At 46.2% G+C, this 14211-nt stretch carries 11 protein-coding genes, 1 tRNA gene, 1 pseudogene and 1 riboswitch; of the genes and pseudogenes, 6 read left to right on the forward strand and 7 right to left on the reverse strand.

What is annotated here, in order from left to right:
* Positions 1-5: 5 nt before the first annotated feature.
* The 5 genes from thiS to WJ238_RS07530 form a co-directional block, all read right to left on the reverse strand.
* Positions 6-203, reverse strand: coding sequence for a sulfur carrier protein ThiS (thiS, locus tag WJ238_RS07510; RefSeq protein WP_337606582.1), 198 nt, complete (start codon positions 201-203; stop codon positions 6-8).
* 267 nt (positions 204-470) lie between these two features.
* A riboswitch (TPP riboswitch) is annotated at positions 471-576 on the reverse strand.
* Positions 577-634: 58 nt separating this feature from the next.
* Positions 635-1552: a sensor histidine kinase gene (locus WJ238_RS07515; RefSeq protein WP_337606583.1), complete on the reverse strand. Its 918-nt coding sequence runs from the start codon at positions 1550-1552 to the stop codon at positions 635-637.
* Positions 1553-1603: 51 nt separating this feature from the next.
* Complete coding sequence (locus WJ238_RS07520; protein ID WP_337606584.1) at positions 1604-2470, reverse strand: ABC transporter permease; 867 nt, start codon at positions 2468-2470, stop codon at positions 1604-1606.
* Positions 2463-3380: an ABC transporter ATP-binding protein gene (locus tag WJ238_RS07525; RefSeq protein ID WP_337606585.1), complete on the reverse strand. Its 918-nt coding sequence runs from the start codon at positions 3378-3380 to the stop codon at positions 2463-2465. The genes WJ238_RS07520 and WJ238_RS07525 overlap by 8 nt, the downstream gene beginning before the upstream one ends.
* Positions 3381-3474: 94 nt before the next feature.
* On the reverse strand, positions 3475-4155 hold the full coding sequence (locus WJ238_RS07530) for a response regulator transcription factor (RefSeq protein WP_337606591.1): 681 nt from the start codon (positions 4153-4155) through the stop codon (positions 3475-3477).
* A 464-nt stretch (positions 4156-4619) separates the two neighbouring features.
* On the opposite strand from WJ238_RS07530, the pseudogene WJ238_RS07535 reads away from it, so the two are divergent.
* The 6 genes and pseudogenes from WJ238_RS07535 to WJ238_RS07560 all read left to right on the forward strand — a co-directional run.
* Positions 4620-5645, forward strand: a pseudogene (locus WJ238_RS07535) (magnesium transporter); the annotation flags it as partial.
* A 169-nt stretch (positions 5646-5814) separates the two neighbouring features.
* A complete protein-coding gene (locus WJ238_RS07540; RefSeq protein ID WP_337606586.1) occupies positions 5815-6780 on the forward strand; it encodes a ketopantoate reductase family protein in 966 nt (321 codons plus the stop codon).
* Entirely contained in the window at positions 6777-8519 is a 1743-nt protein-coding gene (locus WJ238_RS07545; RefSeq protein WP_337606587.1) for an ABC transporter ATP-binding protein, read from the forward strand. Before WJ238_RS07540 ends, WJ238_RS07545 begins: the two co-directional genes overlap by 4 nt.
* Positions 8512-10299: an ABC transporter ATP-binding protein gene (locus WJ238_RS07550; protein WP_337606588.1), complete on the forward strand. Its 1788-nt coding sequence runs from the start codon at positions 8512-8514 to the stop codon at positions 10297-10299. Before WJ238_RS07545 ends, WJ238_RS07550 begins: the two co-directional genes overlap by 8 nt.
* Before the next feature lie 85 nt (positions 10300-10384).
* Positions 10385-10458, forward strand: a tRNA-Arg gene (locus WJ238_RS07555).
* A 294-nt stretch (positions 10459-10752) separates the two neighbouring features.
* On the forward strand, positions 10753-11607 hold the full coding sequence (locus WJ238_RS07560; RefSeq protein ID WP_337606589.1) for a pyridoxamine kinase: 855 nt from the start codon (positions 10753-10755) through the stop codon (positions 11605-11607).
* Between the two features lie 38 nt (positions 11608-11645).
* Here the strand turns inward: WJ238_RS07560 and WJ238_RS07565 are convergent, their stop codons facing one another.
* Positions 11646-13367 carry an ABC-ATPase domain-containing protein gene (locus tag WJ238_RS07565; RefSeq protein WP_337606590.1) on the reverse strand — a complete coding sequence of 574 codons (1722 nt, stop codon included), beginning with the start codon at positions 13365-13367 and terminating at the stop codon, positions 11646-11648.
* 1 nt (position 13368) lies between these two features.
* The gene (locus WJ238_RS07570) at positions 13369-13956 is read right to left on the reverse strand and encodes a xanthine phosphoribosyltransferase (RefSeq protein WP_230106924.1); all 588 of its coding nucleotides are present in this window, start codon (positions 13954-13956) and stop codon (positions 13369-13371) included.
* Positions 13957-14211: the final 255 nt, after the last annotated feature.

Genomic DNA, 14211 nt, shown 5'->3' on the forward strand with positions numbered 1-14211 from the left:
TAAATTTAGCCTCCTCCTACAAAGCTTACAACCTCCAGCACATCTCCATCCTGCAGGATAATGTCCTGATAGGAAGCTTTGGGGAGGATCTCTCCATTTCGTTCTACTGCAATGCGCTCCATACGATATCCCTTCTCTTCCAGATATTCCTTAAGCGTCTTTCCTTCCAAATGCATCTCTTCTTCGCCATTTATCCGAACCATTCTCCTTCTCCTTTCCTGCCTCGATATAGAGGAGCTTCAGCGCCGAGCGCGGCCGCTTTAACGGCAAATTCCCGCTTCGCGCGAGTGCGCATCCCGCGGAGCGTTTTATTCAATAGGGAACGAAGTTTCCTATTGAATAAAAAAGGTTCACGAAAGAATACACCCGCGGTGGTGCACCCCTTCATGAACCTCTGGCTCACTCTATGTCTGGCAATATTAATTTCCTATCAAATAAAAAAACGGGAAATGGATCTTTGCCCTTTCCCGCACTGAAACAATGTATTTCCCTACGTTGGCATTATCCAAATCAGGTTTCGGGTCGAAGCTTCTCTGCTTCCTCTCAGCCTGTGTACAAGCTCCCCGTTTTTACATATTTTATCTTAAAACTTTCCTTCTCCAATGTCAATACCCAGCCTGGCAAATGTGCGAAGTCAGAAGCTCCTGCTCTCCTGGATCGGAAAACGGATTTCTACAATAAACCATCCATCCTGGATTCCTGCCTCTATGGTTCCTCCCATTCGTTCTGTCAGTTCCTTTGCAATGGAAAGACCGAGCCCGGTAGAGCTGCGGCTCCTTGCCTCATCTGCTTTATAAAAGCGGTCAAAAACATGTTCAACCTCTATTTTTTCCGCTCCATCCACCATATTTTCAAAAGAAAGGACCGCACTTTCCTGACGGCGTTCCAGGCGGATACGGATTTTATTACGCCCATGATCCAGACCGTTTTTTATCAGATTCTGGATCACCCGTTTCAGCGCCGGAACATTTCCTTCCATTTCCAGCTCTTCTTCCGTGATGTAGATCTCCGGCTGTATACCCAATGCCATCCACTCTTCATAATAGGAAAAAATCGTTTCTTTTAATATGCGGCCCAGGCGGCACCGCTCCAGCTCCATCTGGTATCCTCCGCTTTGCAGCTTCGTATAAGTAAAAAGCTCTTCCAGCATATCTTTCAGGCTCCTGATCCTCTCCTGTATGACCTGAAGATATCTCTGCTTCTCTTCCTCGTCTTTACTCTCCTCCAGAAGCTGGAAATAGCCGTCAAGCGAGGTCAGCGGCGTACGGATATCATGGGACAAGCTGGTATATACTTCGGCAATTTCTTCCTCCTTTTTGTCCGATTCCTTCTTCCTCTCCCGCCTATCCAGAAGCAGCTCATTCAGCTTTTCCGCCAGCTCCCCGATTCCGCCGGAGCGGATCTGCGTCGTTACCATCATGTTGCTGTCATGTTCCCTTAAAAACGCGATCTGGCGGCAGATGTCTTTCATCTGCCGCTGATATTTCCAGAGCATACCTGCCAGGATCATGATAAGTATAATAAGCAGGGTAATAACGAGTATAACGATCATCTTTTTCTCCTTCCGCCTGACGGGACGCCCTTGAAAAACCCCTTCAAGCTCCTAAACGTCTCTCTTCTGGAATACCGCGCCTGCAAGAGCAAGGGCTCCTGCTATGAAAGCCGCTGCTATCATAAGGGCTGAACGTACATCCGCGCCGCTCATTTCCATAGGGATCATACTGATCTTTCCGGTTACCGTATGGGCCATAAAGTCAAAGCTTTCAAACCCCAGCTTCTGGATCAGAAGGTTTACCATTCCATAGAGCATCATGGTAAAGTTCATGCACAGACACATGCCCAACAGCATGCTGATCACACTGCTTCTTAAGATTACGCTGGCCGCTGTCAGAATGATCATAAACGCACAGTGGAGAACCGCCTGAATGCCAAAGTAAGAAAGGAACTCTCCTACATTTCCCCATTCCAGGTATCCGAAAAGCACTCTTGCAGATATCATTTCCAGTATGGCAAAAATAGCCAGAGCCAGTATGGTATAGAGGACCACTGCCACTGCCTTGGCTGCCACAAGCCCGAACCGGTTCCTTACCTGCCCGGCTGTATTCTTTACAAATCCGCTCTTTAAATCTGCATTGGAAAACAGGATCGTAAAGATCGCAATAAAAAGCGCGATAAATTTCCCCTGCACATTGGCAAAGAACAGATCATATACTGTCACCTTTTCTCCCGGAGTTGTAGGGAGGGTCACTGTCAACCCAAGGTTCGGCGCCCCGCTCTCCCCTCCTTCGGGATCCGTGTAGCTGACATTGGCATTTACCGGCGCTGTCCTCATGGCCTCTGAATCTTCATTATATTCATAAAAGCTCATATAATCAGTAAGCAGCACGGAGATCGCCATCACAAGCATAATGATATAAGCGCTCTTTGTGTGAAACATCCGGTATACTTCCATTTTTATCATATTAAACATGTGCGTTCCCTCCTGTCAGATTAAGAAAATACGTTTCCAGCTCTTCATTGGTCACAGCAAGCCCTTTCACGGGAATGCCTGCTTTTGCAAATTCCATATTAAGCCGGGCGCTCTCTTCCAGCCGCTCAAACACATATATGTGCTCTTTGTCCATTACCTGGTACCGGCGTATTCCCAGCCGGTCCAGTACCGGAATGGCAAGTTCCGGCGACGAGAGGGTGATCTCCAGCCGTTCGCTGCATCTTTCCCGCAGCTCCTCGTCTGTGATCTCCTGCAGAAGGGTTCCCTGGTGGATGATCCCGTAATCTGTGGCAATCTTGGACAATTCCTCCAAAATATGGCTGGATATGAGGATCGTCATATTTCTCTCTTTGTTCAGCCGCAGGATGGTTTCTCTTACCTCCGCAATTCCCTGGGGATCCAGACCGTTGATAGGCTCGTCCAGCACCAGAAGATCCGGCTCGCCGATGAGGGCCATGGCGATTCCAAGCCGCTGTTTCATACCAAGAGAGTACCTTTTCACAAGTTTTTTCCCTACATCCTTCAGTCCCACAACTTCAAGAAGCTCTTCCATATATCCTTTCTTCTGTACTCCAAGAAGAAGGCATTTCATTTTCATATTATCCCGGGCCGTCATATTTCCGTAAAGTCCCGGCCCCTCAATCAGACACCCTACTCTGGAACGGATCTGTTTCAGCTCCTTTCCCCTGCAGCCGAACATCTCGATCTCTCCTGCTGTCGGTGAGGCAAGGCCGCCGATCATTCTGAGAGTCGTTGTCTTTCCGGCTCCGTTCCTTCCGATAAATCCGTAAATAGCCCCTCGTTTTATGTGCATACTCACCTGATCGACCGCCTTGTGTCTGCCAAACTGCTTTGTCAGGGCGCTGGTGCTAAGTAATACTTCACTCACCGTCTCTTTCACTCCTTTTCTTTTTATTTACAGGCTACAGTCTAAACTTCTTCCTTTAATCCTTCGCAAATAAATATTAAAGAAAAGGTAAAGATTACTGGCAGATGCGGTAGCCGATCCCCCAGATCGTCTCAATGTATTCTGTATCAGACACACCCTTCAGTTTTTTGCGTATATTGCTGATATGGACATCCAATGTCTTTGTCTCTCCTATATAAGGCTCCTGCCATGCATACTCAAAAATTTCCTCCTTGCTGTATACCTTCCTGGGATGAGAGAGAAGCAGCTCTAAAATGGCAAATTCCTGCCGGGTAAGGCGGGGAAGCTCACATTTTCCCACTGTCACCGTAAAGGCGTCCTTGTCAAGAGTCATATCTTTATAAATGATCTTCCGTTCGTCCGCCCCTGATTTCGGTCCTTTTCTTCGAAGCTGTACCTCTATACGCGCCAGTACTTCACGGATTTCAAAAGGCTTTGTGATGTAATCGTCCGCCCCGCTTTTAAGCAGATCAATCTTATCATCCAGCATATCTCTTGCTGTGAGAACAATCACCGGGGTATCTCCCTTTCCCCTGATCTCCTCAAGAACCTTCTCGCCCGGAATACCGGGCAGCATCAGATCCAGTATTGCCAGATCATAGTCTTCCGTTTTCATAAGAAGCCGGGCCTCCGTTCCGGAAAATGCCTGTCCGCACTCATACCCCGCCTTTTCCAATGCTTCTTTCAGAAGATTGTTAATATTTGTATCGTCATCTATGATAAGAATGCGCTCCATTTCCACAAAATTCTCCTTTCATGTCCGCCCCTCAAAATTCACTGCTTTTGAGGTCTTCCCTCCAAGCTAATATTATGATAGCAATTGTGCCACTTCCCACCGGGAAAGTCAACCGGGAGCTTTACCGGAAGCGTATGGGACCGTCCTAAGGTGTGTTATAAAACTTTACATCGGAGCGTTTGAATGCTATAATAAATAAAATTTTACAGTAAAGGAGGCAAAATATATGGACAGTTGTGATAAGCAAAGTCAACGTACATACAGCGGTGGAAATGACTTGAATAATATTTCAAGTGTCTGTATTTATGCCCTTTTGTAATATATTTAAGCCTTTTCCATCGTCAGAGAATGTCACAACCGTATGTAACTGTATGTGTTTGTGCAGCGTTCAGCTGTGATGGATTTTTTATGCCCTTTTTCAGGGAGATAGGAGGCTTATTTTGAAAAGAAAACATATCTTAACGGACATCCGTTTCACAAGTTCTTACAACAATGAAGAAATTGGCAGCCTGATCACAACAAATTATATTAAAATATCCCGGGATCTGTCTGTCCGTCAGGCAATGCGGGAACTGATCAAAGAAGCCGGGAATCATAATAATATTTCAACAATCTATGTAGTCGATCAAGACGATAGGTTTTACGGTACAATTGATCTGAAAGATCTGATTGCCGCAAGAAAATACGATGCTTTGGACAATATTATCACCCGCTCCCACCCTTATCTTCTCGATCATGAAAAAATATCGGAGAAGATAGAAAAGATCAAAGAATATGCGCAGGATTCTCTTCCTGTATTAACCGGCGAGGGAAAAATAATCGGCATTTTAACATCGCGGGATATGCTGGAAGCCATAGATGATGAAATGGGCGACGACTATGCAAAACTTGGCGGCTTAACGAAAGAAGAAGATTTAAAAGAAACAACAAAAGAAAGTATGAAAAAGCGGCTTCCATGGCTCGTTATCCTGCTGTTTTTGGGAATGGGCGTTTCTGCCGTTGTCGGCGCTTTTGAAAATATTGTTGCAGTACTGCCCATTATTATTTGTTTCCAATCGTTAATTTTAGATATGGCCGGGAATGTGGGGACACAGTCTCTGGCAGTAACGATAAGGGTTCTTGTGGATGCGGAAATGAAGCGAAGGGATAAACTTTCCCTTATTATAAAAGAATTGAAAATCGGCCTGGGAAATGGCGTCCTGCTCGGGGTTCTGTCTTTATTTTTCCTTGGAATATATATTTATTTCTTTAAGAACTACCAGCTTTTTAATGCGTTAATGATATCCGGATGTGTCGGCGCAGCATTATTAGTGTCTATGGCCATATCAAGCCTGGTAGGGACGCTGATCCCTCTGTTTTTTCATAAGGTCAAAGTGGATCCCGCAATCGCGTCAGGCCCGCTTATTACAACAGTCAATGACCTGGTAGCTGTCGTCACTTATTACGGACTGGCATGGATCCTCCTGATCCATTGGAGGCACCTCATATAAATGCCGTATCTTTTAAAAAAGGGTGAAAAGGAACCGGTGCAGATGTGATTTTTCGGTTGTCATCATTTGTCAGTATGCTATAATTTTGTCATATAAATCTTCGGACGAAGGGTCTATATCATATATAGAAGCCTCTTGTCCGGAAAATCTGGAGAAAGAAGGAATCTATATGAGTTTATTCGAGAATAAAAAAATTGCCGTGGTCGGTCTTGGCGGAGTGGGCGGCTACATAGGCGCTCTGCTTGCCGATACTTATCCCCATGTCTCCTTTGTTGCCAGAGGCGCACGGAAGAAGGCCATTGATGAACATGGCCTAATCCTCCACAGTGATTACCGTGGAGAGCGTATCGTTCATCCGGAAAGGACAGTAGAGTCTGCCGAAGATCTGGAGATACAGGATTACATTTTCATCTGTGTCAAAAATTATTCCCTGCAGGACGCCTGTCTTTCCATGAAAAACTGCGTCGGCGATCACACAGTCATTGTCCCCGTAATGAACGGGGCTGACCCGGCCGACAGGGTCAGAGGATATTTATCTCATGGAACGGTGATCGATTCTCTCATTTACATTGTCGCATTTGCCAATGCGGATTTCTCCGTCACTCAGCAGGATCAGTTTGCCAATCTCCATGTGGGAATTCAAAACGCCTCGGAAGCGCAATGGGAGATCATCCTTTCCGTTTCCGGGCTGTTAAACGGCGCCGGCATCGACTGCGAAGCCTATCGGGATATTCAGGCTGAAATCTGGAAAAAATACATCCTGAACTGTGCTTACAACGTGGAAACAGCTCTCTATAATAATACCATCGGACAGCTCAGGTCCGATCCGAAAAAAGCGGCCGAATATGAGGCCCTGGTAGAGGAAGCTTACCAGGTGGCTCTTGCAAAGGGAATACATGTGGAGCCAAAGCACCGGGATGCAATCCTCCACCGCTTCTATTATGAACTGGCTGATAATGCCACAAGCTCTCTGCAAAGAGATGTAAATGCAGGCCGCCAGACAGAGCTTGAAACCTTCAGCGGCTATATTGTAAAAGAATCAAAACGGCTTCAGATCCCGGCTCCGGTATCCGAGCGCATGTACGGACAGCTGGGTGAAATCTGCCATAAAGATGGAAAGGCGGGAACAAAATGAAACGGCTGCTGGGTTATCTGAAAAAACATCCTGTGATCACAATACTGGCACCTCTCTTCAAAATGCTGGAAGCTACGTTTGAATTGTTCGTCCCTCTTGTTGTGGCACAGATGATTGACGTAGGAATTGCCGGAAATAATGGGGCATATCTGTGGAAAATGGGCGGTCTTTTGATCCTCCTTGGAATCATCGGCTTCTCCTTTTCCCTGACAGCCCAGTATTTTGCTGCCAAATCCGCTATCAGCGCCGGAATGGCTATGCGCAGTGACCTTTTCGCTCATATTAATACTTTGTCCTACCAGGAAATTGACGCCATCGGCACTTCTACCTTGATCAACCGGATGACAGGCGATGTCAATCAGGTGCAAAACGGCGTCAACATGTTTCTCCGGCTTTTTCTGCGCTCTCCTTTTGTAGTACTGGGAGCAATGGTGATGGCGTTTACAGTAGACGTAAAAGCGGCCCGTCCTTTCGCTGTTACCATTCCGGCTCTTTTGATCGTTGTATTTATCATTTTGCTGGCAAGCATGCCCCTTTATAAAGCGGTGCAGAAACAGCTGGACCGGGTTCTTTTGTCCACCAGAGAAAATCTCCTTGGCATCCGGGTAGTCCGCGCATTCGGCAGACAAAAAGAAGAAATGGAACATTTCCGCCAGGAGACAGACCAGCTGTATGGAAAACAGATCTTTGTAGGAAAAATATCAGCGCTTTTAAATCCTCTTACTTATGTCATTATTAATTTGGGGATTATTGCTGTCCTTTACTTTGGAGGCATACAGGTAAACGAAGGAAGCCTTACCCAGGGACAGGTTATTGCCCTCATCAACTATATGTCACAAATCTTAACCGAACTCATTAAGCTTGCTAATCTGATCATTCTTTTGTCCAGATCTCTGGCAAGTCTTGGCCGTGTAAACGCCCTGTTTGACGTACAGACCTCCATTCCAAAAGAGGGAAAACTTTTTACACCCGAGCCCGGGACAAACTGTGCCGCTGTAGAATTTGAACATGTGAGCTTCTCCTATGCCGGATCGAAAAGTGCATCTTTGAAAGATCTAAGTTTTCGGGCCATGCCCGGGGAAACCATCGGCATTATCGGCGGAACAGGTTCCGGCAAGTCCACACTTGCCAGTCTGATCCCGCGATTTTATGAATGTTCCGAAGGGACGATCCGCCTTTTTGGACAAGACATCCGCTCCTTCGCCCCGGCCTCCATCCGAAAACATATCGGAATTGTTCCCCAGAAGGCTGCCGTATTCTCCGGCTCCTTAAGAGAAAACATGCAGTGGGGAAAAAAAGATGCCTCCGATACAGAAATCTATCAGGCTCTTACCATCGCCCAGGCCCGGGAGTTTGTGGATGCCAAAAAGGAAGGACTGGATCTTATGATCCAGCAGCAGGGGAGCAACTTATCCGGCGGTCAGAAGCAGCGCCTTACCATCGCCCGGGCACTGGTGGGAGCTCCTTCAATCCTTATTCTGGATGACAGCGCTTCCGCTCTTGATTTTGCCACAGATGCAAGGCTTCGGAAAGCAATCCGGGAAAATACCGGAAATACCACTGTATTTATTATTTCCCAGCGAGTATCTGCTGTTAAAAATGCGGACCGCATTCTGGTTATGGATGACGGCCGGATCGCCGGATGCGGCACACACCGGGAACTTTTGGATTCCAATGAAATTTATCAGGAAATCTGTGCTTCACAGCTTTCCGGAAAGGAGGCAGGTGCCAATGTCTGAAAAAATTTCATCTACGGACAACGCTCCGGACCAAAAATCGAAAAACAGACAGACGCTGAAGCGGATCCTCCGCCATATCCGCCCTTACCTGGGATATGTTATCCTGTCTTTGCTCCTTTCCGCTTTTACCGTTGCTTTGACTCTCTATGTCCCCATTCTTACGGGGCGGGGCGTGGACGCCATTGCCGGAAAAGGAGCTGTGGATTTTGACGCCCTCCTGGCCGTCATTTCTTCTATCATGATTTCCGTTATCCTTACCAGCGCCGGTCAGTGGATCATGAATCACATCAACAACAAAATTACCTATCATATTGTAAAAGACCTGCGCGTGCAGGCATTTGAAAAGCTGCAAAAACTGCCTCTTTCCTATGTGGACCGCCATTCTTCCGGAGATCTGATCAGCCGTATTATTACAGATATCGATCAGTTTTCTGACGGTCTTTTGCTTGGATTTACCCAGCTTTTTACAGGGGTTGCAACCATTGCGGGAACCATCTGCTTTATGCTTGCCATCAATCCTTTCATTGCGCTTGTGGTGATCGTTCTAAGCCCCCTGTCCTTCCTGCTGGCAAATTTCATATCCAGGAAATCTTTTGCCATGTTCCAAAAACAGTCCCAGACCCGCGGAGAGCTGACCGGATTTACCAATGAAATGCTGGGCGGGATCAAGGTTGTCCAGGCTTTCGGCCACCAGGATGAGGCACAGAAAACATTTGATGAGATCAATGAACGGCTTTCCGGCTATTCTCTGAAAGCCACTTTCTTCTCCTCTATTACCAATCCGGCCACCCGGTTTATGTACTCCTGCATCTATGCGGGCGTCACCATTGCCGGATGTTTCGGAACGATTCACGGCATGCTGACTGTTGGACAGCTGTCCAGCTTTTTAAGTTACACAAACCAGTACACAAAACCCTTTAATGACATCACAAGCGTTATGACAGAATTTCAAAATTCTCTCGCCTCAGCCGGTCGTGTCTTTGAGCTGATAGACGAGCCGGATGCGCCGAAAGAACCGGAAGACGCTGCCGCACTTCATGATCCTAAAGGTGAGATTAAAATCAGTCACGTGGATTTCTCCTACGTACCGGAAAAACCTCTGATACGGGACCTGAACCTTTCCGTGCGTCCCGGTCAGCGTATTGCGATCGTAGGACCTACCGGATGCGGAAAGACGACTGTCATCAATCTTCTGATGCGCTTCTATGATGTGCAGTCAGGATCCATCGAGGTAGACGGGCATGATATCCGCCGGCTCACCCGCCATTCCCTTCGGACAAGTTATGGAATGGTGCTTCAGGAAACGTGGCTGAAATCCGCTTCCATCCGGGACAACATTGCCTACGGAAAGCCTGACGCCTCCATGGAAGAAATCATTGCCGCTGCCAAAAAGGCACATGCCCACAGCTTTATCATGCGTATGCCGGAAGGATATGATACGGTCATCAGCGAAGGAGGAGAAAATCTTTCCCAGGGGCAGAAGCAGCTGCTTTGCATTGCGCGTATCATGCTCTGTCTGCCGCCAATGCTGATCTTAGATGAGGCGACTTCTTCCATCGATACGATGACAGAAATCCGGATCCAGCGCGCTTTTGAAACTTTGATGAAAGGGCGCACCAGCTTCATTGTAGCTCACCGCCTCTCTACCATCCAAAGCGCAGATGTGATCCTCGTCATGGATCAGGGACATATTGTGGAGCAGGGCACTCACCAGGAGCTTCTTGAAAAGGGCGGCTTCTACGCGAAGCTCTACAACAGCCAGTTTGCGGCAGATACGTAAAGAAAGATTTTTTCAAAATTAACAGTTGACATTACTGTAATCTTATAATATAATTATTTTTGCTGTGAGAGATTACAGCAAAGATGTGGGCGTAGCTCAGCTGGATAGAGCGTTTGGCTACGGACCAAAAGGTCGGGGGTTCGAATCCTCTCGCCCACGCGCCTAAAGCACTGTAGAAACTACAGTGCTTTTTCTTTTTAATATTCACAAAATGCTTTCCCTTTTTTCACATATATTTAATATTACATTCACATTTTAAACACAAATACGCGGTATATTATAATTGTTCAAAGGACAAAACCTTTGACAATATAAATTTTCTTTTTCATAATTTCCCCCTCCGGTCAGAGTTCCCCGCTCTGACCTTTTTTTGTGCGAAAAAACGCTACCAAAATACAGGCTAAGGCAGTATAATAAATTCTGTTATATATTGATAAAGGACGGTGAAATCGATTGACAAAAAAAATTGCTGTAATCAACGATCTATCAGGGTTTGGACGTTGTTCCCTCACCGCGGCTATTTCAGTTATCTCCGCTATGGGAGTACAGCCCTGTCCGCTTCCGACTGCAATCTTAAGCGCACAGACCGGATATGACAATTATTATTGTGACAGTTATACAGATAAAATGCCTCTGATACGGGCGGAATGGGAAAAGATGGGCGTAGCTTTTGACGGTATCTATACTGGCTTTCTCGCCGATGAGCGGCAAGTGAATCAGATATATATGTTTCTTGAAAGCTTTCTGAAAGAACATACTTTTCTCCTGGTAGATCCCGTGCTGGGCGGCGACGGAAAGCCTCACTCCCTTTTTACGCCCCGGCTTCTTGAAAAAATGAAGGAGCTCTGTTTCAGGGCAGATATTATCACTCCCAATCTGACTGAGCTTTGTCTGCTCACCGGAGCGGATTATGAAGAGCTTTCACAGATCGGGACACCTTTTCTCCTCATGGAGGTGGTTGCTGAACTTGGCAGATCGCTTTTTCAGGAATGTCTCCATCAGGTTCTTGTCACAGGGATCCGTTATACAGATGAAGACGGTGTTGATCAGATGGGAAACCTCTTTCTGTCCGAAAAGGATCAGAAGCTGATCCCCTTTCCGTATATCGGAGGAAGCTATTCCGGCACAGGCGATCTGTTTGCCTCCTGCATTGCCGCCGGCATTGCCAGAGGAGATACACCGGAAACGGCAGCAGAGCTGGCTGGCGAATTTATCAGCCTGGCCATTGCTGATTCCATCAAAGAACAGGTGCCTCGCAACGACGGTGTCAATTATGAAAAATACCTGTCTATGCTTGCATCTTCTTAGAACAAAGAGACAGAGTAAAAACTCTGTCTCTTTGTTGACTAATGAAATCCTCTATATCGATTTAAGCAGGCATACAGTTCCTGTTTCCTTGTCATGGCAAGCGATACAGGAACATAAGAACCTTTCACCAGACTTACCAGGCCCTTCTTTTCCATCTCACTCCAAAGTTCTTCTGCCAGCTCTTCCAGGCTTTTCTTATTTCCTGTTTCCATTTTATCTATCACATTTTTCAGAGCATAACTTAGGGCCGCTGTCTGCTCGCCGTCTGTGATCTGCTCCACATATTTCAGCTCTACTGTATCTTTTCCAAGGGAAAAGCTGTCTTTCCCAAACTGTTTTATCTTAATCTGTCCGTGCTTTTTCTCAATTTTTCCAAGCCTTGGATGTCTGGACATTTTTTCCCATTTCAAAGTATTTTCCGTTTCTTTGCGGTGCATTTCCATAAAACTTTGCTCTTTGGCATTTTGGCTGCAGATTGTACGAACCTGTTCTGTAATATCCTTGGCCCGATAGGTATCCATCTGAATGATCTTATCAGCAATGTAAAAATAAGCCCCCGAACTTCCGGCCACCAGAATGACGGAGATTCCCTTTTCTTCGTAGAGCTTTCTTGCCTGCTCAATAAATGGGGTGATCGGCTCCTGCTCTCTGGCGATCACAGACTGCATCAGCGCATCTCTCACCATGAAATTCGTAGCAGAAGTATCTTCATCAATAAGAAGCGCTCCTGCTCCCGCTTCCACTGCCTCTACTACATTTGCAGCCTGCGAGGTGGAACCGCTGGCGTCTTCTGTCGAGAAGTCTACCGTATCTTTCCCGTTTGGAAGGTGATTGATAAAAGGTGAAATATTCACATGAGAGACTGCTCTTCCATCCTCCGCACGGATTTTCATTGCCGTATCATCCGTAATAACATACTCTCTTCCGTCGCCGGCAATGTGATTATACACACCTAACTCCAGCGCCTTTAAGAGCGTAGATTTTCCATGGTAGCCGCCGCCCACGATCAGCGTGATCCCTCTTGGGATACCCATGCCGCGTACTTTCCCTCTGTAGGGAAGGTCCAGTTCTATCTCCATACTTTTTGGGCTTTCAAATACAACTGCCTTTTTCATAGGTTTGTCAGAAACGCCGCTTTCCCTCGGAAGAATGGAACCATTTGCCACAAACGCTGCAAGATTCCTTTTTTTCAACTCTTCCCGGATGTAAGTCTGATCCTGCGCCAGCTCTGTCACCTTCCGAACAGTCTGACTGTTCAGACTTTTATAATACAGCGCTTTTTTCACACACTGTGGAATGTAATCAAATAAAATCTTCTTCAGCTCCGGTGCATTGATGGTTCTTCCGTTGGCAGGGAAGCCTACCTCAAAGCGCACCAGGATCCGTCTTTCATTCATTTCAAGCGCCGTGCGCTCCAGCACCTGCTGCCCACATCTGCTGATGCTGATCAGACCGCTCTTTCCGGATCCTTTAGCCTGAAACATATAGGCAGAAATCTGCCGTCCAAATTCTCTCGTCAGATAATCCTGAAGAGCAATTCTTTTATCTTTTCTGCTGTACAGCTCTTCCGGAAAGCCTGCTGTCTTTGAAGCGATCTCCACACTCAGTTTGGAAGGACCGGCAAAAGGGTCTCCCTGGACATGGTCGATGTGGAGGATGTACCCCGGAAACTGCCAGCTTCCTGCAAGACTTTTATATGCCGGATAACTTTTCCGATGTATATTCATAAGCTGCTGCTCTAACTGTACCGATGTATTCATACTACACTCCCTGCTCTCTGAATTGGATGGTTCCTGTTTTTTCATCCATTGCATCTACAATCGCCAGTGACTCCAGCTGATATCCGAGATTCCGGATAATGCTTCCCCCTGCCTGGAATCCTTTTTCTATGACAATGCCGATTCCTTCCACTGTAGCTCCGGCCATCTGTACAATCTGGATCAGTCCCTGAAGCGCACATCCGTTGGCAAGGAAATCATCTATAATCAGAACATGGTCCTCTTCATTTAAAAATTTCTGTGATACGATCACCTGATTTTTACACTTGTGAGTAAAGGACTCTACTTCCGCTACATACATTTCTCCTTCCAGATTAATACTCTGGGTTTTCTTTGCAAATACGACAGGCACCTGAAAATGCTGGGCTGCCACACAGGCAATCCCTATACCGGAAGCCTCGATCGTCAGGATTTTATTGATTGGTTTTTGTGCAAATCTTCTTTTAAACTCTGCTCCAATCTGATCAAACAGCTGAATGTCCATCTGATGATTCAAAAAGCTGTCTACCTTCAACACATTCCCTTCTTTGATAATTCCATCTTTTACTATACGTTCCTCTAAAAAATTCATCATCATTCCTCTTTTGCATCTTTTTGGTTTTAAACACTATTATAGGAGAAAATATCATGCTTGACAATCTGTTTTCTCGGCAATTTCCCATTCCCGACAGATTAACACTTCCCTCCTTTTTCATGCAGATAAAAGGGTAGCGTCGGGGTTAAAAGGGCAAAAAACCATGTTGACCGACACAAACCAAATACGTTTACACAAAAAAAAAAATTAAAAAGGAGAAACCCCAGTGAGGAAGGATATAGTCTTAATTTT

It is taken from the genome of Claveliimonas sp. (genome assembly GCF_037273965.1).
GTDB lineage: Bacteria > Bacillota > Clostridia > Lachnospirales > Lachnospiraceae > Claveliimonas > Claveliimonas bilis.

What these genes read in the sequence shown, in the direction of transcription:
- thiS (WP_337606582.1), bottom strand. Translation starts at nt 203, where the DNA reads ATGGTTCGGATAAATGGCGAAGAAGAGATGCATTTGGAAGGAAAGACG.
- WJ238_RS07515 (WP_337606583.1), bottom strand. Translation starts at nt 1,552, where the DNA reads ATGATCGTTATACTCGTTATTACCCTGCTTATTATACTTATCATGATC.
- WJ238_RS07520 (WP_337606584.1), bottom strand. Translation starts at nt 2,470, where the DNA reads ATGTTTAATATGATAAAAATGGAAGTATACCGGATGTTTCACACAAAG.
- WJ238_RS07530 (WP_337606591.1), bottom strand. Translation starts at nt 4,155, where the DNA reads ATGGAGCGCATTCTTATCATAGATGACGATACAAATATTAACAATCTT.
- WJ238_RS07540 (WP_337606586.1), top strand. Translation starts at nt 5,815, where the DNA reads ATGAGTTTATTCGAGAATAAAAAAATTGCCGTGGTCGGTCTTGGCGGA.
- WJ238_RS07545 (WP_337606587.1), top strand. Translation starts at nt 6,777, where the DNA reads ATGAAACGGCTGCTGGGTTATCTGAAAAAACATCCTGTGATCACAATA.
- WJ238_RS07550 (WP_337606588.1), top strand. Translation starts at nt 8,512, where the DNA reads ATGTCTGAAAAAATTTCATCTACGGACAACGCTCCGGACCAAAAATCG.
- WJ238_RS07565 (WP_337606590.1), bottom strand. Translation starts at nt 13,367, where the DNA reads ATGAATACATCGGTACAGTTAGAGCAGCAGCTTATGAATATACATCGG.
- WJ238_RS07570 (WP_230106924.1), bottom strand. Translation starts at nt 13,956, where the DNA reads ATGAATTTTTTAGAGGAACGTATAGTAAAAGATGGAATTATCAAAGAA.